This window comes from Variovorax ureilyticus (genome assembly GCF_037889935.1).
Classification (GTDB): domain Bacteria; phylum Pseudomonadota; class Gammaproteobacteria; order Burkholderiales; family Burkholderiaceae_C; genus Variovorax; species Variovorax ureilyticus.
In genome coordinates this window covers 88,478-109,858 of the sequence record NZ_JBBKZU010000014.1, presented here as the reverse complement: position 1 = coordinate 109,858, position 21,381 = coordinate 88,478, and the positions used below count along the sequence as shown (strand labels likewise).

Here is a 21,381-nt window from a genome sequence, read left to right as displayed (position 1 = left end):
TTGAAAAGGCCCTCAATGAGCGCATCCCACCGCCTTGAACATTGCTGCGTGAATAGCATCTGCATCGGGTGAGCGCCAACGAGCACAAACATGCTGATCCGGACGCAGCAAATAGGCGGTATCGGGTCGCCCATCGAAGCGCCGAGCGAGGAAGCCTTCTACATCAGAGATTGTCCGTGCTCCGCTCAAAGAACGGTCGCCGATCAATAGTATCGATGGAGGTGCGAGCCCCTCTGGGACGGCTTCCGTTTCGCGAATTAGCGTCGCGGCATTCGGCCCGTCGAACACCAAGAGTGTGAACGCGCCCGAAATCAGTTGCCGCATTAACCATGTCGGTTTCCCCTGTGCTTTCACAGGTGCATCCGCAGCCGCCGCACCAGGCCTTATGGCGCTCTCAAAGATTTCTCGGTCAGGTGTATTGAGCTCGGACGCATCGACGGTGCAAGGAACGGAAAGCCGACCACTGTTCACGAGGCGGCGGGCGAACGCGTGATCGCGCGCAAGAAGCAGCGTCGAGTCGCGAAACAGCCGGCTGATGTCGCTCTTTGGCGTTATGAAGTCCGTCGCGCGGGTGGAGTTGAGGATGTTCTCGTCTGCCGCCTGGACGCGCTCGGTGTCATAGCTGCCCAGGACTTCGGGCGATGCCTTGCCGTGCAGCACGTACGCCAACTTCCAAGCGAGATTCTCGGCATCCTGAATGCCGGAGTTGGCGCCCCGGGCGCCAAAGGGCGATACGCCGTGGGCGGAATCCCCAGCGAAGAAGACGCGGCCATTTCGAAAGCTGTCCATTCGAAGGCAGGAAAACGTATAGACGCTGGCCCACTCCAGCTCAAACTCTGCATCCTTCATGGCCGTATGCGCCAGTAGCGCACGTACTCGAGGCAGGATGTTCTCGGGCCGCTTCTCGAGGTCGGGATCTGCGTCCCAGCCAAGCTGAAAGTCGATTCGCCAGACATCGTCCGGTTGCTTGTGGAGCAACACGCTCTGGTTGCGGTGGAAGGGTGGATCGAACCAGAACCAACGCTCTGCCGGAAAGTCAGCCTTCATCTTCACGTCAGCGATCAAAAAACGATCACGGAAGGTCTGACCATGGCTTTCCTCGCCACATAGGAGACGCATCGGCGAACGCGAACCATCGCACGCGACAACGTACATCGCTTCCAGGACGTAGCTTCCCTCGGGCGTTTCGACAGTCAGCTGAGCATGGTCGGCATGCTGCACCAGCCCCGTGACGGCACTTTTCCATCGCAGGTCGATCAGCGGCAACTCTTGAGCTCGCTCAACGAGAAAGCCTTCGACGTAGTACTGCTGCAAGTTGATGAACGCGGGGCGCTCGTGTCCCGCCTCAGGCAACAAGTCGAATCGATAAACCATCTCATCCTGGAAGAACACTTTGCCAACGCTCCAGGACACGCCCCTGTCGACCATGCGATCCCCGCAGCCAAGACGGTCGAAGACTTCCAGTGTCCGCTTGGCAAAGCAGATCGCCCGCGACCCTGTGGAAAGCCTGTCGTCGTTGTCGAGAAGCACGACAGCCACCCCTTGTTGCGCCAGATCTATCGCGAGCGAAAGTCCTACCGGGCCGGCGCCGACCACCACGACCGGATAGCGCAAGACTTTCGGCGCATCGTGGTCCGCGCAGCGGTGGTAGGAAAAGACAGTATTCTGGAAGTCGATGGAGCTCATAGAGGTGCCTCTTCGCCTCATCCCTCGAGAGCTTCCCACATCTGGCGGTCGCGTTCAGCTGTCCAGACGCGCGGGTCGGCGTACAGCGTGGACTCATCGAAGCAGCGCGTCACGTCGAAGGGCAGGCAATGGTCAAAGATCACCCAGTGACCGTACTTTGGCTTGAGCGCCGCGTATGTCTCCTTGTACACCGCGCTGAGATCCTTGCCAGCAGCTACGCCGGCCTTGACGGCAGCATGCATGTCGGTGATGAAGCTGCGAGTGCCGGCCAGGCCTTTGGCCACGTCATCAGGTGTGGTGAGTGCGGCGCCGCGACCAGGCACCAGAGCAACGGGCTTCAAGGCGGCAATGTTGTCCAGTGTCTGGGGCCAGTCGCCAAAGTAAGCGTCGCCGGCATACGGCGTAGCGTCAAACTCGACGAGGTCACCTGAGAACAGGATCTTCTGGTCCGGCAGCCAAGCCACAGTATCGCCCTTGGTGTGGCCGCGGCCCAACTGGATGAGTTGCACCTCGAGTTTGCCCAGCCAGATGGACATCTTTCCCTCGAAGGTCATAGTCGGCCAGGTCAGTCCCGGCGGCACCGACTCCACAGCCTGAAACAGACGCGGAAAGCGTCCGATCTCACTGGCCTTGTCCTGCTCGCCGCGCTCAACGATCAGGTCGTAGGTGTCGCGGCTGGCAATGATGTGCTGGGGCTCGTAGCCCGAGGCGCCCAGCACCCGCACCGCATGGTAATGGCTCAGCACCACGTACTTGATGGGCTTGTCGGTCACTTCGCGGATGCGGCGGATTACATCCTGTGCCATCACTGGCGTGGCCTGCGTGTCGATGACCATTACCGCGTCGTCGCCGACGATGATGCCGGTGTTGGGGTCTCCCTCGGCGGTGTAGGCATATGCGTTGTCCGAAAGCTTGGTGAAGGTCACCGGCTTTTCTTGAAGATCGGCCTGGGACGCAAAAGTCTTGCTCATGATGTTGCTAGAGTTTGATTGGGGGTTATCGAGGTTCGATGCCTTTTCGCGCGCGCGCCGGAGAATGGGCTCGATTCGCGAGTTCGCGGGAACGGACGCGATGTCGCGTCCAGAGCCGCAATGGGGAGCTTCTTGGTCTTAGTCCTCATCGCGTCGGCCGCATGCTGACAGTTCCTGCGCGGGCAAGTCAGGAAGTCAGTTCCAGCTTGATGCCAGAACGCTTCACCACCGGAACCCACTTCGCACGCTCGGCCTGGATGTAAGCCGAGAACTCCGCTGGCGTGGTCCCAAGTGGCTCGCCGCCGTATTCCTGGTAGCGCTGGATGACTTCGGGTCTACGGGCCACGGTGGCGCAAGCAGAGGCCAGTTTCTCGAGGATCGGCTTCGGCGTTCCCGCGGGGGCGAGCAGCCCGAACCATGTCGAAGCGTCGTAATCGGTAAACCCGAGTTCCTGAAACGTTGGAACATTCGGGAGGAGCGGATGCCGGCTCTTGCCGGTGACGGCCAGGGCTTTGAGTTTTCCCGCACGAATGTTGCTCATGGAAGCCGGAAGCCCGTCGAACATCACTTGTGTTTCGCCGCCCAACAGCGCCGTGTAGGGACTGGTCGTGTTGTAGGGGACGAACTTGTAGGTCGTACCCGTGATCGCGCCGAACCACTCACCCAGCAGGTGCTGGAACGTGCCCACGCCCACTGTTCCCACGTTGATGCTTCCCGGCTGTGCCTTCGCCAAGGCGACCAGTTCGGTCGCGTTGGACGCCGGCAAGCTGGGGTGCGCCACCAGAACGCTGCGCAGGGTTGTGAGCTGGCTGATTGCGTCGAAGTCCGTTGGCTTGTATGGAAGGTGCGTGTACAGCTCGGACATGTAGCAAAGCGAACTCGGGATCCCCATGAGCAATGTGTAGCCGTCAGGAGCCGCCTTTGCAGCCAGTGCAGTGCCGATGGTCGTGGCCCCGCCGGGTCGGTTGTCGACGATGACGGATTGGCCCAGGATGCTGGTCAAGCCTGCCGCCCAGTATCGGGTGTCCGCGTCCAGGCCCGATCCCGGGGGATTCGCCACGATGATGCGAATCGGTTTGGCGGGATAGTCTTGGGCGAATGCGCCCTTGACGAGCGCCGACATCAACAGGGAAGCACCGGCGCCCAGCGCCTGCCGTCTTGAAACTGCCATGCCTTGTCTCCACTTGCGCCACCGCCCTGGCTAGGACGGCTGCTTGTTGAAATACACGAGTCGATTCGTCTTCAAGGATCTTGTCGCGAGACTTTCATGTCGCTACTCGGCACGAATGTGCCGGGCGCGGACGACATCCGCCCAGCGGTGCTGCTCCGACTGCCACAGCGCCCCGAACGACTCGGGGTCGGTGAATGCCGGTTCGGTGGCCGTCTTCACGAAGAACTGTTTCATCTCGGGATGTTGGACTGCCTTTGCGAGCGCATGGTTCAGCTGCCGCACGAGGCCGGCAGGCATGCGCGGCGGACCGGCCAATCCCATCCAGAAATCAGCTGGCGCATCGAGGATCTTGTCCTCGACGAGCGACGGCACGTCCGGCAGCAAGGGCGAGCGCTTGCCCGAAACGATCCCCAGCGGCGTGAGGCGGCCAGACTGGATCCATGGCATCGAGGTACTGATCTCGCCGAACAGAACCTGCACCTCGTTGCTTACCGCAGCCTGCAGCATCGCGGCCCCACCTTTGTATGGGACGTGAACGATGTCCATGCCGGTTCGTAGCTTGACCAGCTCCATCACGAGATGCGGATTGCTGCCGATGCCGGTGGAGCTGTAGTTCAACTTCCCCGGCCGCGCCTTGGCGTAGCTCACCAAGCCCTGGAAGTCGCGAACGGGCACCGACTTGTTCACCAGAAGAACGGCTGCCGTTCGGAGGAACTGTCCGATCGCCGTGAAGTCCCTGGCGCCATCGTAAGGCGGCTTCTCGAGCATCAGCGGCGCAGTAATCTGTGCCGACGGCAGGGACAGCAGCAAGGTGTAGCCGTCCGCGAGTGCCTGCAGCACGTTGGCTGTGCCCAGTGTTCCTGCGGCTCCCGCGCGGTTGTCCACCACGACCGGCTGACCCAGTTCCTCACGCAGACGTTCGGCGATGGCGCGCGCAGCCAGATCGGCCGGACCGCCTGGCGGCACCGGCACGACCAGGCGGATCGGCCGCGAAGGATAGGCGTCCCGCCCCTGAGCGAGTGTGCAAGCCGGCAGCGCGGCCATGGCCGCGAGCAGCTGGCGGCGCGAAAGCGATGGCGCCACGGCCACATCGGGGCCGTGCACGCCCCGGAGTGTCTTCATTGCGGATTCCGACCGATGAAGAAGGCCTCGTCGGGATCCGAAGTGGGTGCCAGACCGGCGGCCTCGAGACCGCGCCGCAGGACGGCCATGTCGCGGCCATGCAAGCGCGGCGTCGGCTGCGGGATCGGGCCACCGTTGTAGCCCTGCAGCCAGGCCTGGTACTTCCAGATCGTCCGGTTGATGAGACCGCCCATCGCCATCGGGACGGTGCCGAAGGCCTTGCGCGCGGGGTCGACCTGGTACCAGGCCTGCGTGGCTTCATCGAACTTGCCCGCCTGGATCAGCTTGTGAACACGCGGCAGCCACGGTCCGTAGTAGGCCGAGTAGTTGGTGCCGCAGAAAGGAATGGGGATCACCTGCGCCAGTGGCACGAATTCGTATTCCAGCGGCGAGGAAATCACGACCTCCTTGTGGAACTCGCGATGCACCTCGATGGCCGACATGATGTGCGGCATGCCGCCTTCGGCCTTGATCGACACCACGTTCGGGCAGTCGTCCACCAGGCGGCGCAGCAGCGGCAGCGGGATGTCCGCGGGATGCAGGCGCCCGAATCCCCAGGCGGGCACCGGGAACAGGATCACGCCGAGCCGGGTCGAGTCGCAGACCGCCTTGGTGTAGGCGTAGACATCGTCGAGCGACTTGGGATGGAAGAACGGCGGATAGCCCAGAAGGACGAGGTCCGCGCCGGCTTCTTCGGCCAGCTTCACCGCCTCGATGTTCTCCTCGAGCGAGTTGAACACGGCATGGTGGATCACCATGATGCGGCCGGCCGCCTGCTCCACCATGGCCCGCGTGAATTCGGCGTACTGCGCCAGGGTGATCGCGTGCTCCGAACAGGCGAGCGTGCCGACGAATCCGTGGCCGATCGCGGTTTCGACGTCGTGCCGCGCGGCCTTCGTGTTGATGCGCTTGAAGTCGGACGTCATGGTCGGAATCGTCACGTTCGCGACGCCGTTCATGTGCTCACGCGCCCATTCGCGCGCTTCGTTGCGGTGGTATCGGGCCATCAGGTACTCCTTGGGTTGTCTCAGGGATTGCGCATCAGCGCTTGGATTCGAACTGGATGGGAAGCGGTGTGGCCAAGCCGGCCTCCAGCGCCTTGCGTACGATGAGTTCGGCGACGACGATGTCCTGGAGCCCGCCGCCGACCGACTTGAACATGCGGATGTCGGCCGAACGCACACGTTCGTCGCAAGCGCCGCTCACGAGGTCATTGAGGCTGAAGGCCTTGTCCCGGAACGCCAGGCCTGCCGCCTTGGCAGCGATCATGTCGCCGGTCTCGGTCAGTACTTCTTCCAGGCTGTCGCAGACGATCAGGTCGCTGCGTTCGACGACGCTGGCGTCGATCTCTCGCTGCTGGGGAATGGTCGAGCCGATGGAGACGACCGTCGCGCGAGGCTTGAGCCAGGCGCCGAAGAGGATCGGCTTCTCCCCCTGGGAGCGCGCAGCCGCCAGCACGATGTCGGCACCATCGACGGCCGCCTCTGCGTTAGCCGCAGCGCGCGCGGGCACGCCGAGGTCGCGCTCGAGGGCCTGTGCGAAGGCTTCCCGGCGCTCCGGCGTGGGACTGTAGACCACCACCTCGGTGAGGGGGCGGACCGCCGCGAAGGCTCTTGCATGATGGGAAGCCTCCAGGCCGCTGCCGAGCACCGCAAGGCGGGCCGGTGTGGCAGGCGCCAGTCCATCCAGCGCGAGGGCCGAGGTCGCCGCCGTGCGGAACGCGGTGATCGCGTTGGCATCGAGGAAGGCCGCGATGCGGCTCGTCTCCCGGTCGAACAGCACGATGACGTACTCGATGCCTGCGCTGACTCCCTGCACCCCCGCAGCCATCAACTTGGCGCCGAAGTAGCGCCCCGCGGGCGGAAAGGCCGGCAGCGTGCGCAACCACGCCTTGCCCACGGTGGCTACGGTTCGAGGCGGCGTCGCCCCTGCCTGCTCGGGCAGGCGGTACGAGGCGCGCAGGGACTCGATCGCCTCGCTCCAGGTGAACACCTGGCGCGCGACCGCGCCGGACACGAATACGGGACTGTCTGGATGTGTGCTCATGGCTTTTTGGTCTCGGTGATCTGTCAGGCGAAGGCTGGATGAAGGCCATCCCAGCACAGGTACTTCAGCTCGAGAAACTCGTCGATGCCGTAGTGCGAGCCCTCCCGGCCCAGGCCGCTTTGCTTGATGCCACCAAAGGGGGCAAGCTCGTTGGAGATCAGGCCCGTGTTGATGCCGACCATGCCCGATTCGATCGCTTCGGCCGCGCGCCAGATGCGTGCCGCGTCCTTGCTGAACAGGTAGGAGGCGAGCCCGAACTCGGTGTCGTTGGCCAGCGCGATGGCTTGCGCGTCGCTCTCGAAGCGCACGAGCGGCATCACGGGGCCGAAAGTCTCTTCCACCGCCACGGCCATGCCGGCCTCGACGTCCGCGAGCACGGTGGGCTCATAGAAACAACCGCCGAGTGCATGGCGTCGGCCGCCAGTCAGCACGCGCGCACCGCCGGCCACGGCGTTGTCAACGTGCTGCTCCACCTTGCTCACCGCGCCAGCGTCGATCATCGGCCCGATCTGCACGCCGGGCTCCAGCCCGTTGCCGATCTTGAGTTGCCCCACTCGCTCAGCCAGCCGCGCGGCCAGCGCATCGTAGATGCCAGCCTGGACCATCACTCGGTTGGCGGCGATGCAGGACTGCCCGGTGTTGCGGAACTTCGCGACGAGGATGCCTTCCACTGCGGTGTCGAGGTCGGCGTCATCGAACACGATGCACGGCGCGTTGCCGCCCAGTTCCATCGAGCACTTCTTGATCGTCGAGGCGGACTGCTGCAACAGAACCCGGCCGACCTCGGTCGAGCCGGTGAAGGTCACCTTGCGCACCAGGGGGTGGGAAGTCAGCACGCCACCGATGGCCCGCGTGTCGCTGCCAGTCACGACGCTGAAGATGCCGGGCGGCACACCGGCGCGCAGCGCGAGCTCGCCAAGGGCCAGTGCGGTGAGCGGCGTCTGGCTGGCCGGCTTGACCACCATCGCGCAGCCGGCGGCGAGCGCAGGGCCGGCCTTGCGCGTGATCATGGCTGCCGGGAAGTTCCACGGCGTGATGGCCGCGCACACGCCGATCGGCTGCTTGAGCGTGACGATGCGCTGCGTTTCCCGGGGCGCCGGAATCACGTCGCCGCGCACGCGCTTGGCTTCCTCGGCAAACCACTGCACGAAGCCGGCGGCGTAGTCGATCTCACCGAGTGCTTCGCTCAGGGGCTTTCCCTCTTCCAGCGTGATCAGCGTCGCAAGGTCTTCCTTGTTCTCGACGATCAACGACCACCAGCGACTCAGCACCTGCGAGCGGTGCCTGGCCGTGGTCTGGCGCCACGCGCGAAAGGCCTTGTCGGCCGCCACGATGGCTTGCGTGGTCTCCTCTTCCTTGCAGCGCGGCAGTTTGGCGAGAACCTCGCCCGTGGCGGGGTTGCGCAGCTCCGTATGGCCATGGGCTGTCTCGGTGATCCATTGCCCATCGATCAATGCCGCTTCGCGCAGCAGATCAGGGTTCTTGAGAAGGTGGCGAGTCACGGCACTCCTTTGGGGTTCTGGTCCATTCGACCGGGCTTCGATTCGACCACTCATGCGGAAAGTCGATCCAGCCTAGTTGCGATACGGCCCGTATTGTATGACTACATGACGGCCGGAAAGTCCAAGGGAAAACCCGCCCCGGAAGAAGCTTTTTCTCCTTGAGCGAGCGAACGTCCATGCACCCTTCAGCGTTCGGGTTTGCCCCCATATCGAAACGATGCGATCAACTTACCATGACCATTAGTGAGACTAGTCGTCTCGTATTTAAACGCAAGCGATTTCTTCGACAAGGGGACACCATGGACCGATCGATCGATGGCCTGAAAGGCCGTACCTCTCTCGTGCTCGGCCACTGCGCCGGCATGATCGACATCGTTGCGCTGCCGGTGTGGGTGGGCATCGTGCTGATCGGGCAATTCGGCCTGAACCCGCAGCGCGCGGGCTCGCTGGTCACGCTCTTCCTGGCCGCGGTCGTCATCTGCAGCCTGTTCGTTTCCCCGCGCGTCGATCGCATTCGCGGAGCGATCGCGGTCCCTGCAGCCTTCGGCGTCGCCGCGGCGGCTTTCTTCGCGCTGTCCACTACGAAGGACTATGGAGCGATGGCAATGCTGCACTTCATCGGCGGCCTGGCGGTCGGATGCGGCCTGTCGATCACCCACTCGACCATCGGTGCCAGCGCGAATCCTCACCGGCTGATCGCCATCGCGTTCACCGCGCTGAGCGTGCTGTCGTTCGGCTTCCTGGGGGGTGTTCCGCAGCTCGTGAGCGTGAAGGGCGGGCCCGTCCTGTTCGTGGTGCTGGGCTCGATCATGCTCGCGGCCGCGCTGGCCGCGGCCATCGGTTTTCCCGCGCGGGCGAGCACGCCGTCGCCGGCCCACAAACCGGTCGTGCACACGCCGCTAGCGCGCGGCGTCTGGTTCGCCATGGTCGGCACCAGCTTGATGACGCTGAGCCACTCGATGATGCTCAGCTACATGGAGCGCATCGGCGACGCGCACGGCTTCAGCAAGCAGATGGTGATGAGCGTGCTGCTCGCCGTAGGCATCGTGAACCTGTTCCCAGGCGTGCTCGCCGCGGTGTTCGAGCGCAAGTTGTCCTCGCAGACCGTGATGGTTGCCGGCCCCGTGCTGCAGGTCGTTCTGGGCCTGACGCTCACCCAGTCATCGCAGTTCGGCCCCTATGCCTTCGCGGCCGCGATCTTCCCGGCGGTGATGATCTTCACCCACACCTTTGTGTTCGCCTTCCTCGCTCGCAACGACGCCTCCACGCGCGCGGTCGCCGCAACGCCCGTCATCACGATGACCGGCTCCGCGCTGGGCCCGATCGTCGGCGGTGTGGTGGCCCAGAACCTGGGCTACTCGAGCATCGGCTGGGCCGTGGCGGTGGTGGCGACGATCGGCGCGTTGTGCTTCCTGCAGGCCGGCCGCGGAACGGCGCGCAAGGTGTCTGCAGCGGAAGCGGCCGCCACCTGAGCGACACCGCCGGTCGCGCAGCACCTTCTTCTCATTTCCTCACTGAAAGTTGACCTCATGAACATCATCGGACCCGACGAGCTCATCTTCGGCGTCACCGACGCCGCCGCCGCCGAACAATTCATTGCCGACTACGGCCTCCTGCCTCGCGGGCAAGGCCGTTTCGAGGCCCTTGACGGCACGGCCGTCATCATCAAGGCGGCCGACGATCCTTCCCTGCCCCCAAAGACCCTGGATACGGCGAACATGCTGCGAAAGACGGTCTACGGCGTCGCCGACGAAGAGGCGCTTCGCGCGATCGCAGAGGAACTCGGGCGCGACCGCGAGGTGAAGCACCTGCCTGATGGCTCCCTCGAATGCATCGATGACGTCGGCTTCGTCCTGGGCTTCAAGGTGTCCGGGCGACGGCCCGTCAACCTGCCCGCGGAGCGGGTGAACGCCCCCGGCGACCTGAACCGGCCGGTCAACACGCCCATCTCGCCCTCGTCGGGGCCCGGCGAACAACCGCGGCCGCGCACCCTTTCCCACGTCGTCTACTTCGTTCCCGATGTCGAGCGGGCCGAAGCTTTCTATACGCACCGACTCGGCTTTCGCGTGAGCGACCGATTCATCGGCATGGGCCCCTTTCTGCGACCGGCCGGGACGATCGAGCATCACACCCTCTTCATGATCAAGACGCCGCCCCACATGCAGGGTTGCGAGCATTTCACCTTCCACATGGGCGGTCCGGGCGAGCTCCTCACGGCGGGCTGGAACCTGGCGCACAAGGGCTATCAGTCGTACTGGGGGCCAGGTCGCCACCGCTTCGGCTCCAACTGGTTCTGGTACTTCAACTCCCCGTTGGGCTGCCACATCGAGTACGACGCCGACATGGATCTTCACGACGACCAGTGGGTCCCGCGCGAAGTACCGGCTGAGACCGACATGTCGCAAATCTTCCTCTTCGACTGGCGCGAGAAGTGGGCGCCGGGCGGCCCGCCGCCCAAGGCTGAGTAGGCATGCCCGCGCGGCCTCTTTGCCACATCGACGGATTGGAGGAAGGTTCCGCCCGGGGATTCGCGCTCGATCGCCGGGGCCGGGACACCATGTTCCTGGTAAAGCACGAGGGGTCGGTCTACGGCTGGCGCAATGACTGCCCGCACTGGCCCGGCAGTCCGATGGCGTGGCGGCGCGACGGCTATCTGAATCGCGACGCCAGCCGCATCGTCTGCAGCGGGCACGGCGCAGAGTTCGAGATCAGGACGGGCCGCTGCACACTGGGTCCTTGTCTGGGCAGCTCGCTCTCGCCCGTGGAATTGAAAATCGACGCGCAGGGGTGGATTCTTGCCGCGCTCGATGTCGATACCCCCGTCCCGCCGCGGGACTGAGCATCGCCTCCCTGGCGCAGATCAGGCGGTCTTGCGTCGCTGCGCCGTCGGCGCGACGGCCCCCGCCTGCGGCGGTGTCAGCATCTGCATGACCGCGGCGCAATGCGAGTCGGCGAACTTCTTGTCCAGCGGAAGGTGCCTCATGAGGAGCCGGAAATAGATGGGCGCGTAGAGCAGGTCCATCTGCAGCTCCGCGTCCATGTCGCCTCGGATCTCGCCGAGCCGGCGCGCATCTTCGAGCACTTCGCGCACGACCGCGCGCCGCCCGTACCAGAAGCGCTCGCGGAACTCGCGCAACACTTCCGGATCGCCTTGTCCCTCGGCCAGGACCTGCGCGACGACGCGCCCCGACCAGCCGCTGTACTCATCGATCAGCAGGTGGATGTGGCGGATCAGCGCCTCGCGCGGACTGCCGAGTCTTGGCATCGGCGTATGGCTGAGGTGCGTGTGCAGGAACGCCTCGATGACCACCGCGGCCTTCGAGTTCCACCAGCGGTAGATCGTGGCCTTGCCGACGCCCGCTTCGCGCGCGATCGACTCGATCGAGATCTGCTGCAGCGGGGTCGTGCCCAGCAACTTGAGCGTCGCGTCCAGGATGGCGACGCGCGAGGCATCGCTGCGCGCACGCCCGGGCGAACGCGGAGGCGGAGCGCCAACTCCCGCCGTTTCGGGACGGGCGGATGAGCGGCTGGAAGAACGGGTGCCGGTCTTGGCGGCCGTTCCTTTGGGAGAAGTCTTGGTAGGCAAGGTAGTGCGTGATCTAGAAGGACACGTTCATTATCTGGGACTCACCTGCCTGACACCACATCTGTGACGGGCGATTCCCTTTGACGTTGCCGGGTACGGCCCTCGGTGCATTCAGAAGGCCATGAGGTCACGGGCCACTTTCACCGGACCCTTGTAGTGCTTTCGAACCCCGTCGACGAAGAGCGACTCCGGTTCTTCCCGGCCCGGGATCAGGTGGGTCAAAACGAGCTCCTTGACACCGGCAGCCTGGGCAAGCCGTCCTACGTCCTCGGCGGTCGTATGCTCCTGGACCATGTGCTGGTAGAGCCCATGGGCAAGCTGCGGCGGGAGCTCCTTCGTCAGCAGTTGTTGAATGGAAGGCAGGTCGACCACTTCGTGCAAGAGCAGGTCCGCGCCGCGCGCGAAATCCACCATCGCCGCACATTGGCCCGTATCACCGCTGAAGACGATGGTCCTGTCGGGTGTCTGGATCCGGAAGGCATAGGACTTGTCGTCGCTGCGTGCGCCGCCCGCGGAAGCCGCATGGAAGTGGCAGTTCTCCACCGCCGTGACGGTGATGAGGTCATCCTTGAACACGAGGCCAGGGCCGACGATGTCGTGTGCCTTGAACATTTCGTCGGGCCGGCGCAGGCCCTTGGCGTCCGCCATGCGGATGCGCGCATTGGGCGCGAAGTATTGCAGGAAGCCCTGCAGCATGGATTCGGTTCCGGCGGGGCCCCAGACGTGAATGTTCCCGCGCCGGCCGGTGCTCCATGCCAACCCCATGACCGTGCCCCAATCGGCGTTGTGGTCGTCATGGTTGTGGGTGATAAAGATGTGGTCGACCTTGCGAAGGTCCAGCCCGGCAGCCAGCAGCTGCCGGCCGACGCCATTGCCGGCATCGACGAGATACACGCGGTCCCGAACCACGAGGGCATTGGCGGGCTGGGAACGTTCCAGCGACAGGACGGGCCCGCCGACGGTGCCAAGTGTGACGACACGGGTTTGGGCAGCCGCAAGCGCGCTGGTCAAGGCAAGGGTGGCGGCGACGAAGAGGGAAACGGGTCTTTTCATACGGAGATCAGAAAACAATGGAAGTGGGTCAGACGGGTTGCAGCGGATTGAGGGGGCTCAAGCCCTCTCTCCAAAAACGGCGAGCGACGATGTCGCACTCGCGATGAGGCGGGTGCCCTCCGCGTCGTAGAGCCTGGCATGGGCGAAGGCAACTTGCCGCCCTACCTTGTCCACGCCCGCCACGGCCACGAAATCGCCCTGCGTTCCGGCCGCTTGCATGTTCACCGTCAGGCTGATGGTCGCGCAGGTCAGTCCTGGCTTCAGGCGCGACAGCACCGACATCGCCATGGCCAGATCGAGCATGCTGGCGAGCGTGCCGCCTCCGACGACACCATTTCCCTGAGTAGCCGACTGCGGTGCGGTGAACCGCATCACGATCTCGTCATTGGCCCGGCTCTCCACCAGCGTGGCCGACAAGCTCGCCAATGCCGGGTTGATGTCAAGGACGACGTTCCGGCGACCGGAGGCGACGGCATCGGCCACGAATGCCCGGGTGGGGTTGTCCGCCTCGGGCATCGAAATCACTTTAGAGGACATCTCGCGCACGCCCCTGCTCAATGGGCCAGCAATGCGGCGCGCGCGTGGTCAGGCGTGGCAAGCTCATAGCCAAGATCCTCGATGATCCTCGCCGCCTTGGTGACCAGATCGGCGTTGTCGCGCGCCAGCTTGCCCGGTGCGACATAAAGGTTGTCCTCGAGTCCCACACGCACGTGTCCCCCGAGGATCGACGCAATGGCAACCATGGGGAACTGGTCGGAGCCGATGCCGAATGCGCTCCATTTCGAGCCGGCGGGCAGCAATCGCTGCATCTCTGCGACTACGCCCGGGGTGGCCGGAGCTCCCCAAGGCACCGACATGCAGAGCTGGAAATAGGCGCTCTTCGGAATCGCTCCGGTCGCGATCAGATGACTGGCGAGGCGCGCGTGACCCAAGTCGAAGACCTCGAGTTCCATGGTCACGCCGCTCGCCTGGATGGCCGTGGCCATCTCGCGCAGGTGGTTGGCCGGATTCACGAAGACGGCGTCTCCGAAGCTCATGGTGGCGACGTCGAGGCTGCAGATGTCGGGCTTGAGCTTCACGACGTGCGCCACCCGTTCCTGCGGCGTCATGAGTTCGGCGTCGGCGATCGGCACGATGCGGAATGGCGCGTCCGTGGGCACCGTCAGCATCGTGCCGGGACCGGTCGTGAGGTTGATCAGGACATCGCAGCGTGAAGCGCGAATCCGATGCACGACCTCCTCGTAGTACGCGAACTTCGTCGAGGACTTGCCCGTTTCAGGATCCCGGACGTGGATGTGGACGATCGATGCACCTGCGCGCGCCGCATCGATGGCCTGGTCGGCGATCTCGCGCGGCGATGCAGGCACCGCGGGATTCTTGGCCCGGGTGTCGCCCGCGCCGGTGAGCGCGCAAGAGATGATGACGGGAGGACGCTTGCTCATGATGTTCCAAGGTTGCGAGTGGAGATGAAATGGCCGCCGCGCGGGGCGGTCTTCGGCAGGAGGAAATGGGCCAGTGCGGGCAGCAGCACGAGCGCGCCGAGCATGTTCCAGAGGAACATGAATGCGAGGAGCACGCCCATGTCGGCCTGGAACTTGATCGGGCTTCCGACCCACGTCACGACGCCCACCGCGAGCGTCAGCCCCGTGAGCATCACGACCTTGCCCGTGAAGAGCAGCGCCCGGTAGTAGGCCTCGGAAAGGGTCTTGCCTTCCCGCAGCTGGGCCAGCGTGACCGAGAGGATGTAGAGGGCATAGTCCACGCCGATTCCCACGCCCAGGGCGATCACCGGCAGCGTCGATACCTTGACGCCGATCCCCAGGCCCACCATCAGCGCCTCGGCCAGGATGGACGTCAGCACCAGAGGCAACACCGCGACGACCACCGCCCGCCAGGAACGGAAGGTGACGAAGCAGAGCACGACGACCGCGCCGTAGACCAGGAAGAGCATCTGGCGCCATGCATCCTTCACGACGATGTTCGTGGCCGCCTCGATACCTGCATTGCCCGCGGCGAGAAGGAAGCGCACGTCGGCGGTATCGTTCTGCAACGCGAAGGCCTCCACGTGCTCGCGCACCCGCGCCAGCGTGTCCGCCCGGTGGTCCCGAAGGAAGACGTACATCGTCAGCAGGTTGCAGGCGTCGTTGTAGAGGCCTCGCGGGGCCCCGGCAGTTACCGTGTTGAGCATGTCCTGGTTCGGAAGGAACTCAAACCACTTCGGATTGCCTTCGTTCAGGCCGATGAGTACGCGCCGGTTCAGCAAGGCCAGGGTGTTCGTGCTCTCCACACCGGGCAATTGGCGCAGCTGCCACTCCAGTGCGTCGACCTTGTTCAAGGTCGCATAGGACGAGCATTCGCCATCCGGCGTCTTCACCATGACCGCGAGCACGTCGCTCGACGCGCCATAGGCTTGGTTCATGAATGCGACGTCACGGTTGTAGCGGCTGCCGGGCCGCAGTTCGGGCGCACCGGGGTCGAGATCGCCGATGCGAAGCTGGCTGCCGGCCAGCAGTCCCATCGCACCCAGCACTGCAGCGACTGCGACGGCCAAGGTCGCGAAGCGTCTTTGCGTGAACAGGTCGAGAAAGGCCCACAACCGGCTCTTCGAGCCCGCCGCCTGCTCGGCCCGCAGGCTGCGCTGCGCGGCCTGCGCGCTCACGCCGGTGTAGCTCAGCAGGACTGGCAAGAGGATGAGATTGGTGAAGATCAGGACACCGACGCCAAGGCTCGCGGCAATCGCCAGCTCTCGAATGGCCTGGATGTCGATGACCAGCAGGACGGCAAACCCCACGACGTCAGCCAGCAGTGCGGTCAGCCCGGCAAGAAACAGGCGCCGGAACGTCAACCTCGCGGCCACCTGCTTGTCGATGCCCCGGCCGATGTCCTGCATGATGCCGTTCATCTTTTGGGCGCCATGGCTCATGCCGATGGCGAAGACGAGAAACGGAACCAGGATCGAGTACGGATCGAGCGCGAATCCGAGCAAAGGCAGCAAGCCCAATCCCCAGAGGACCGCCACCAGGGAAGCGAAGAGAACCAGCGTGGTCGAACGCAGGCACCGCGTGTACCAGAACACCATCGCCGCGGCGATCAGCACGGCGATGCCGAAGAACAGCAGGACGGAGCGCACGCCCTCGATCAGGTCACCGACGATCTTCGCGAATCCGGTGACATGGATGGTGACGCCCTCCCCTTCGTATTTCTGGCGAAGCGACTCGAGCTGTTCGGCCAGGACGCCGTAGTCCAACGGCCGCCCCTTCGCGTCCTTCGCGAGCAGCGGGACGTAGATCACGCTGGAGCGGGCGTCCACTGCGACGAGTTGGCCGATCTCGCCGGAGCGGGCGATGTTGGCCTGCAGCATGCCAAGACTGCGGGCCGAACCGTCGTAGCCGTCCGGGATGACGGGGCCGCCTTCGAGTCCATCCTCCGTCACGCCCACCCACCGCGTGGTGGGGGTCCAGAGCGACTTCATCTGGTTGCGCGCGACGCCGGGAACCAGAAAGACCTCGTCACTCAGGCGCCGGACCGTGTCGAGGTAGGGTGCCTCGTAGATGGTGCCCTTGGGATTCGCGATGGCGATGCGCACGGCGTTTCCGAGTCCGCTCAGGTCCGCCTGGAACCGGAGATAGTTCTGGATGTAAGGATGGTGGACCGGGATCGTCTTTTCGAAGCTGGCATTGAGCTGCAGCCTCGTGGCCTGCCAGCCCAGCACGAGCGTCACGAGGACGCAAAGCCACACGATCAGCCCGCGGTGATTGAAGATGGCCCGCTCGAGCAGGGATCCGGTGGCCCGGTCGAATTCAGCGCTCGCGAGAGGAGCGGCGCTCGCCGTAGAGTGCATGGGGAGGCTCAGTTCGATTTGTTGATGGAAACGAGGTGCACGCCTTCGACACTGAGCGCGAGAAGCGCCTGCCCGCCCACGGGGACCACGCCCGTCAGGGGCGGCAGCGGAGGGGCTTGCAGGGCTGCGAGCGCGTCGCCGGTGCCCGCCAGCAACTGCCCGGCCTGGCTGGCGAGGATGTAGCCGCCGTCGGGACGCAGGGCCGATCCCGTGATCGCGGCCGGCGAAGGGACTCGCACCGGGTGCCAGCTTCCACCCGCGTCGGCGGAATGCCAGACATTTCCGCGCATGCCCGCCACGACGATCTCATCCGGGCCGGGCAGTTCGAGCGCGAAGAAGCTGCCCTGGTAAGGCACCGCGACGCGGCGAAAGCTGGCTCCGGCGTCGTCCGACCACAGGAGCAGCCCTTGCTCACCCGCGATGGCCACCGCCTGACCGCGGCGCCGGGCTGCATACAGATGCAGATTTCCCGCGTTGTCGAGCCGGCCTGAGCGCAGGGACCAGGTCTTGCCGCCATCGATCGTGTCGAGGGCCAAGCCGAATGCTCCCACGACGAACACCTCGGAGGGACTCGCAACGATCAGGTCCAGCAACGGTTTGTCGGGGCCGTCCGCGACCAGTCTCTGCGCAGCCTTCTGCAAATTGACGTCCGAGCCACGCATCGCATCCTGCTGGACCAAAGCTGCGATGTCTCGCCCATCCAGTCGACGCGCCCATGTAGCTCCACCATCCTCGGTGGCGAGGACCGTCCCGCCATGCCCGGTCGCGAACCCGTGACGATCATCCGCGAACGCGACGGCCGTGAGCGTGACGCTGACAGGCACCTGCGCCTGCTTCCAGCTGCGGCCGGCGTCGTCCGACAGGACAACGAGTCCGCGCTCGCCAACGGCGACCCAGCGCCCGCCCGCGAGCGCTGCTCCGAGAAACACAGAACGCGAAGGCGACTGGACCGCCACCGCCGGTCGGTCCAAGGCAGAGCCCACCGGCGCGGCCCACGCCGTTCCGAAGCTGGCGAGTGTTGCAAGTAGCGCGCGTCGATGCATTGAATCCGGGTCTCCGTGGTCGTTTGGTCTTGACCGTCTTACGAGACGGTTCGTATCGTTGCCTATCGTAGGCGGACGGACGCCACCAGTCAATGGTGATACGAAGCTTTCTGCAAACCTGACCCTAGGGGTAAACACCGACGAATACAAATCAAATCGAGACGTATAGTTTCGCAAGCAAACAGCCGTTATTGGAGTCAAAGTGAAGCTCGGAAGATTTCTGGTTCAAGGCCTCGACGGCCTCGTCCACCGCATTTGCCTCGTGCAGCCTGAACAGTCGCGCGTCATCGATCTGCGTGCCGCGGAAGTTCTCCGCCAACAAGCCCGCGGCGCCAGCCGGGAGGCTGCACTTCGCTATGGCTCGACCGTCTTTCCCGAAAGCATGTCCGCGGCGATCGCGCTCGGGGAAGAGTTCCTGGAGACGGCCACGGAGGCCGCCCACCGGTTTGGCGACGATGCGTCCCTTCCCTTCGAAGGCCTGCGCTGGGCCGCGGCCTGCGATCCGTCGATCGTGCGTGACGGTCTCACCTTCGTGAAGCACATCCGCCAGTTCCACGAACGCATGAAGCTGACGCCGGCGCCCGCCCTGCTGCAGGTGCCTGGCTACTTCAAGGGCTCGCCCTGGACCGTGATCGGGCACGACGCCGAAGTGCCGTGGCCCGCCCGAGCCGAGAAGATGGACTACGAACTGGAGATCGGATGGGTCGTCGGCCGCACGGCTCACAACATCACGCCCGATACCGCCCGTTCGCACCTCTTCGGCGTCACGATCTTCAACGACTTCTCGGCCCGCGACCTGCAGGCCAACGAATTCGCGATCGGCATGGGCCCCACTAAGAGCAAGGACTTCGCCTACGGCATCGGTCCGTGGATCACGACCATCGACGAGTTCCCCCGCCTGGACAACATCCGGATGGCCGTGCGGGTCAACGGCGAAACCTGGGGCGAAGGCGATTCCTCGGAACTGCTCTGGAGCGTCGAGGAACTGATCGCGTATGTGTCGCTCGGCGACCATGTCCAGCCGGGCGACGTGATCGGCTCCGGCACCATGGGCAACGGCTCGGCACTCGAATTGGGGCGCAGTCTGAACCCCGGCGACGTGGTGGAGCTCGAAGTCTCCGGCGTCGGCGTGCTGCGCAACCGCATGGGCCAGCGCGAGACAGGTACGTGGTGGCCGACGCCGCGCAAGCCCTTCATGTGAGCGACTGCCAATGAAGTTCTCTCTTGGAACCTTCTCCAGGGATGGCAGCGACAGGTTCGCCGCCTTCTGCTTCGACGAGCGCGTGATCCCCCTGCGCGAAGTTCATGGGCAGGCTGTGCGCGGCGGAGCGACCTGGGCCGAAGGCGCGAGCGTCCTCGACCTTCTTCAGTCCTGGGATCGCCACCTGCCGAAGCTGCGCGCACTGGCCGAGGAGCTCGGCCCCCAGCCCGATGCCGGCGTGGCCATGAGCAGCCTGCGTGTGCATCCCCCTGTGGACCTTCCGCGCCAGGTGCTCTGCACGGGAGCCAACTACCGCAAGCACGTGGTGGACCTGACCCTGGACATGGGCGTGGGGCCGGAGGGCCTCCAGGGCGAGGCATTGCGCAAGTGGGCGGAAGACATGATGGACGAGCGCGCCGCCAAGGGCGAGCCCTATGTGTTCCCCAAGCTGCCGTCCGCGATCACCGGCGCCTTCGACCCGGTCGTGCTGCCGGCCACGACGCAGAAACCGGACTGGGAGCTGGAACTGGCCGTGATCATCGGGCGGCCGGCGCGCAATGTCCGACGCGAAGAGGCTCTGGACTACGTCGCAGGCTATTCGATCGTCAACGACGTTTCCGCGCGCGACCTGATCGCCCGTACCGACTACAAGATGCTCGGAACGGACTGGCTGCGGTCGAAGTCGCCGCCGAGCTTCATGCCCTTCGGCCCCGTGCTCGTGCCCGCCTGCTTCGTCGACGACCCGCAGGACTTGCGCATCACGTTGAAGCTGAACGGCCAGACGATGCAGGACGAGAGCTCGGCCGACATGCTGTTCGATGTGGCACGGCAGATCGAATACATCAGCTCGCATGTGCAGCTTTGGCCAGGAGACCTCATCGCCACGGGATCGCCCGCCGGCAACGGCACTCACTACAACCGCTTTCTGCGCGATGGCGACGTGATGGATGCGGAGATCGAGGGCTTGGGCAGGCAGCGCAACGCCTGCGTTACCGAGCCCGGCACCCGCTGAGGACCGGGGACATTAAAGGAGACACTGAATGACAAACACGAAGCGAGTCCTGGTCGTCGGAAGCGGCATCGGTGGTGCGACTGCCGCCTACGCCTTGCGCAGGATCGGCATGGACGTGCATTGCATTGACACCAAGCCCGAGACCCCGGCGGCCGGCGCGGGAATCTGCCTGCTGCACAACACCATGCGAGCCCTTGGCACCATTGGCCTGGCCGAACCCTGCCTGGACAGCGGCCTGGCCTTCCAGGTGTTCAAGCAGCATGACGCCACTGGCAAGCTGCTGATGTCCAATCCCGCACCGCCCGGCTGCGGCATGCGCCGGCCGGAACTCGCACGCATCCTGGAAGGAGCGGCGCAGTCCGCGGGTGCCCTGATGGAAAAGTCCATGACGGTCAGCGACCTCGTCGATCGCGGCGAGAAGGTGGAAGTGACGCTTTCAGACGGCCGCGAGGAAGCCTACGACCTCGTCGTGGCCGCCGATGGCGCGTACTCCAGGCTTCGCGACAGGGTCTTCGGAAAAGAGCACGCCGTCCGGTTCGCGGGCCAGAGCGCCTGGCGATTCAATGCCCCACGGCCGAGCGAAGTGGATGGCTTCTGCCTCTACCGCTCCGCGGACGGAAAGCGCACCGTCGGGGCACTGCCGACCTCGAAGGAAACCTGTTATCTCTTCTTCCTCGAGAACAGCGTCGAGCATCTGCACATGCCCGACGACCAACTGCATGTGCTGCTGCATGAAAGACTCGAAGCGTTCAGTGCACCGGTGATCCGGGATGCGCTGGCCCAGGTGACAGGACCCGCGCAGGTGACCTTCCGCCCCTTCGACATCACGCTGGTTCCGGCCCCATGGCATCGCGGCCGTGTGCTGCTGCTTGGCGATGCCGCGCACTCCCCCACGCCGCAGATGACCTCGGGCGGTGGCATGGCGATCGAGGATGCCGTGGTTCTCGCCGAGTGCATCGCCGCGCAGCCGACCATCCCCGACGCCTTGCAGGCCCATTCGAAGAGGCGCTTCGATCGCGTGAAGACCGTGTGCGACGCCTCCCTGCAGCTTTGCAGGTATGAGCAGGATCCCGTTCCCGATCCGCAGCGCTCCGCGGCCCTGCTCCTGCAGACCTACCAGTTCCTGGGCCAGCCCATGTGATTCCCC

The 21,381-nt window shown here is 64.8% G+C and carries 19 protein-coding genes; 6 read left to right on the top strand and 13 right to left on the bottom strand.

The features are described from left to right. Window positions 1-12: 12 nt before the first annotated feature. The 7 genes from WKW77_RS26760 to WKW77_RS26730 all read right to left on the bottom strand — a co-directional run bounded on the left by WKW77_RS26760 (window position 13) and on the right by WKW77_RS26730 (window position 8,498). Window positions 13-1,686 (bottom strand): FAD-dependent oxidoreductase, encoded by a 1,674-nt coding sequence (locus tag WKW77_RS26760; protein ID WP_340359930.1) that lies wholly within the window; start codon window positions 1,684-1,686, stop codon window positions 13-15. A 17-nt stretch (window positions 1,687-1,703) separates the two neighbouring features. Beyond that, entirely contained in the window at window positions 1,704-2,657 is a 954-nt protein-coding gene (locus tag WKW77_RS26755; protein ID WP_340359929.1) for an MBL fold metallo-hydrolase, read from the bottom strand. Between the two features lie 187 nt (window positions 2,658-2,844). Further along, window positions 2,845-3,828, bottom strand: a complete 984-nt coding sequence (locus tag WKW77_RS26750; RefSeq protein WP_340359928.1) for a Bug family tripartite tricarboxylate transporter substrate binding protein — start codon at window positions 3,826-3,828, stop codon at window positions 2,845-2,847. A gap of 102 nt (window positions 3,829-3,930) precedes the next feature. After that, window positions 3,931-4,950: a Bug family tripartite tricarboxylate transporter substrate binding protein gene (locus tag WKW77_RS26745; RefSeq protein WP_340359927.1), complete on the bottom strand. Its 1,020-nt coding sequence runs from the start codon at window positions 4,948-4,950 to the stop codon at window positions 3,931-3,933. Continuing rightward, window positions 4,947-5,957 carry a dihydrodipicolinate synthase family protein gene (locus WKW77_RS26740; RefSeq protein ID WP_340359926.1) on the bottom strand — a complete coding sequence of 337 codons (1,011 nt, stop codon included), beginning with the start codon at window positions 5,955-5,957 and terminating at the stop codon, window positions 4,947-4,949. Before WKW77_RS26740 ends, WKW77_RS26745 begins: the two co-directional genes overlap by 4 nt. 34 nt (window positions 5,958-5,991) lie before the next feature. Beyond that, a complete protein-coding gene (locus WKW77_RS26735) occupies window positions 5,992-6,996 on the bottom strand; it encodes an ornithine cyclodeaminase family protein (protein WP_340359925.1) in 1,005 nt (334 codons plus the stop codon). Window positions 6,997-7,019: 23 nt separating this feature from the next. Beyond that, complete coding sequence (locus WKW77_RS26730; protein WP_340359924.1) at window positions 7,020-8,498, bottom strand: NAD-dependent succinate-semialdehyde dehydrogenase; 1,479 nt, start codon at window positions 8,496-8,498, stop codon at window positions 7,020-7,022. 299 nt (window positions 8,499-8,797) lie between these two features. Between WKW77_RS26730 and WKW77_RS26725 the strand changes: the two genes are divergently transcribed. Genes WKW77_RS26725 through WKW77_RS26715 form a run of 3 tightly spaced genes read left to right on the top strand, consistent with a single transcriptional unit; the run spans window position 8,798 to window position 11,337 of the window. Beyond that, complete coding sequence (locus WKW77_RS26725; RefSeq protein ID WP_340359923.1) at window positions 8,798-9,970, top strand: MFS transporter; 1,173 nt, start codon at window positions 8,798-8,800, stop codon at window positions 9,968-9,970. A gap of 57 nt (window positions 9,971-10,027) precedes the next feature. Further along, complete coding sequence (locus WKW77_RS26720) at window positions 10,028-10,966, top strand: VOC family protein (RefSeq protein WP_340359922.1); 939 nt, start codon at window positions 10,028-10,030, stop codon at window positions 10,964-10,966. A gap of 2 nt (window positions 10,967-10,968) precedes the next feature. Next, window positions 10,969-11,337, top strand: a complete 369-nt coding sequence (locus WKW77_RS26715) for a Rieske (2Fe-2S) protein (protein WP_340359921.1) — start codon at window positions 10,969-10,971, stop codon at window positions 11,335-11,337. 21 nt (window positions 11,338-11,358) lie between these two features. Here the strand turns inward: WKW77_RS26715 and WKW77_RS26710 are convergent, their stop codons facing one another. The 6 genes from WKW77_RS26710 to WKW77_RS26685 all read right to left on the bottom strand — a co-directional run bounded on the left by WKW77_RS26710 (window position 11,359) and on the right by WKW77_RS26685 (window position 18,021). Beyond that, on the bottom strand, window positions 11,359-12,084 hold the full coding sequence (locus WKW77_RS26710; protein ID WP_340359920.1) for a TetR/AcrR family transcriptional regulator: 726 nt from the start codon (window positions 12,082-12,084) through the stop codon (window positions 11,359-11,361). Between the two features lie 111 nt (window positions 12,085-12,195). After that, a complete protein-coding gene (locus tag WKW77_RS26705; protein WP_340359919.1) occupies window positions 12,196-13,137 on the bottom strand; it encodes an MBL fold metallo-hydrolase in 942 nt (313 codons plus the stop codon). 57 nt (window positions 13,138-13,194) lie between these two features. Next, on the bottom strand, window positions 13,195-13,674 hold the full coding sequence (locus tag WKW77_RS26700; protein WP_340360010.1) for a PaaI family thioesterase: 480 nt from the start codon (window positions 13,672-13,674) through the stop codon (window positions 13,195-13,197). Window positions 13,675-13,691: 17 nt separating this feature from the next. Continuing rightward, complete coding sequence (locus WKW77_RS26695; protein ID WP_340359918.1) at window positions 13,692-14,579, bottom strand: beta-keto acid cleavage family enzyme; 888 nt, start codon at window positions 14,577-14,579, stop codon at window positions 13,692-13,694. Then, window positions 14,576-16,978 carry an efflux RND transporter permease subunit gene (locus WKW77_RS26690; RefSeq protein WP_340359917.1) on the bottom strand — a complete coding sequence of 801 codons (2,403 nt, stop codon included), beginning with the start codon at window positions 16,976-16,978 and terminating at the stop codon, window positions 14,576-14,578. Before WKW77_RS26690 ends, WKW77_RS26695 begins: the two co-directional genes overlap by 4 nt. An 8-nt stretch (window positions 16,979-16,986) precedes the next feature. Beyond that, the gene (locus WKW77_RS26685) at window positions 16,987-18,021 is read right to left on the bottom strand and encodes a WD40/YVTN/BNR-like repeat-containing protein (RefSeq protein WP_340359916.1); all 1,035 of its coding nucleotides are present in this window, start codon (window positions 18,019-18,021) and stop codon (window positions 16,987-16,989) included. Window positions 18,022-18,223: 202 nt separating this feature from the next. On the opposite strand from WKW77_RS26685, the gene WKW77_RS26680 reads away from it, so the two are divergent. From WKW77_RS26680 to WKW77_RS26670, 3 genes are read left to right on the top strand one after another with little or no spacing between them, the layout of a single operon-like run. Further along, window positions 18,224-19,222, top strand: a complete 999-nt coding sequence (locus WKW77_RS26680; RefSeq protein WP_340359915.1) for a fumarylacetoacetate hydrolase family protein — start codon at window positions 18,224-18,226, stop codon at window positions 19,220-19,222. Between the two features lie 10 nt (window positions 19,223-19,232). After that, window positions 19,233-20,234, top strand: a complete 1,002-nt coding sequence (locus tag WKW77_RS26675; protein WP_340359914.1) for a fumarylacetoacetate hydrolase family protein — start codon at window positions 19,233-19,235, stop codon at window positions 20,232-20,234. Between the two features lie 28 nt (window positions 20,235-20,262). Then, window positions 20,263-21,375, top strand: coding sequence for an FAD-dependent monooxygenase (locus WKW77_RS26670; RefSeq protein ID WP_340359913.1), 1,113 nt, complete (start codon window positions 20,263-20,265; stop codon window positions 21,373-21,375). The last annotated feature ends 6 nt before the right edge of the window (window positions 21,376-21,381 follow it).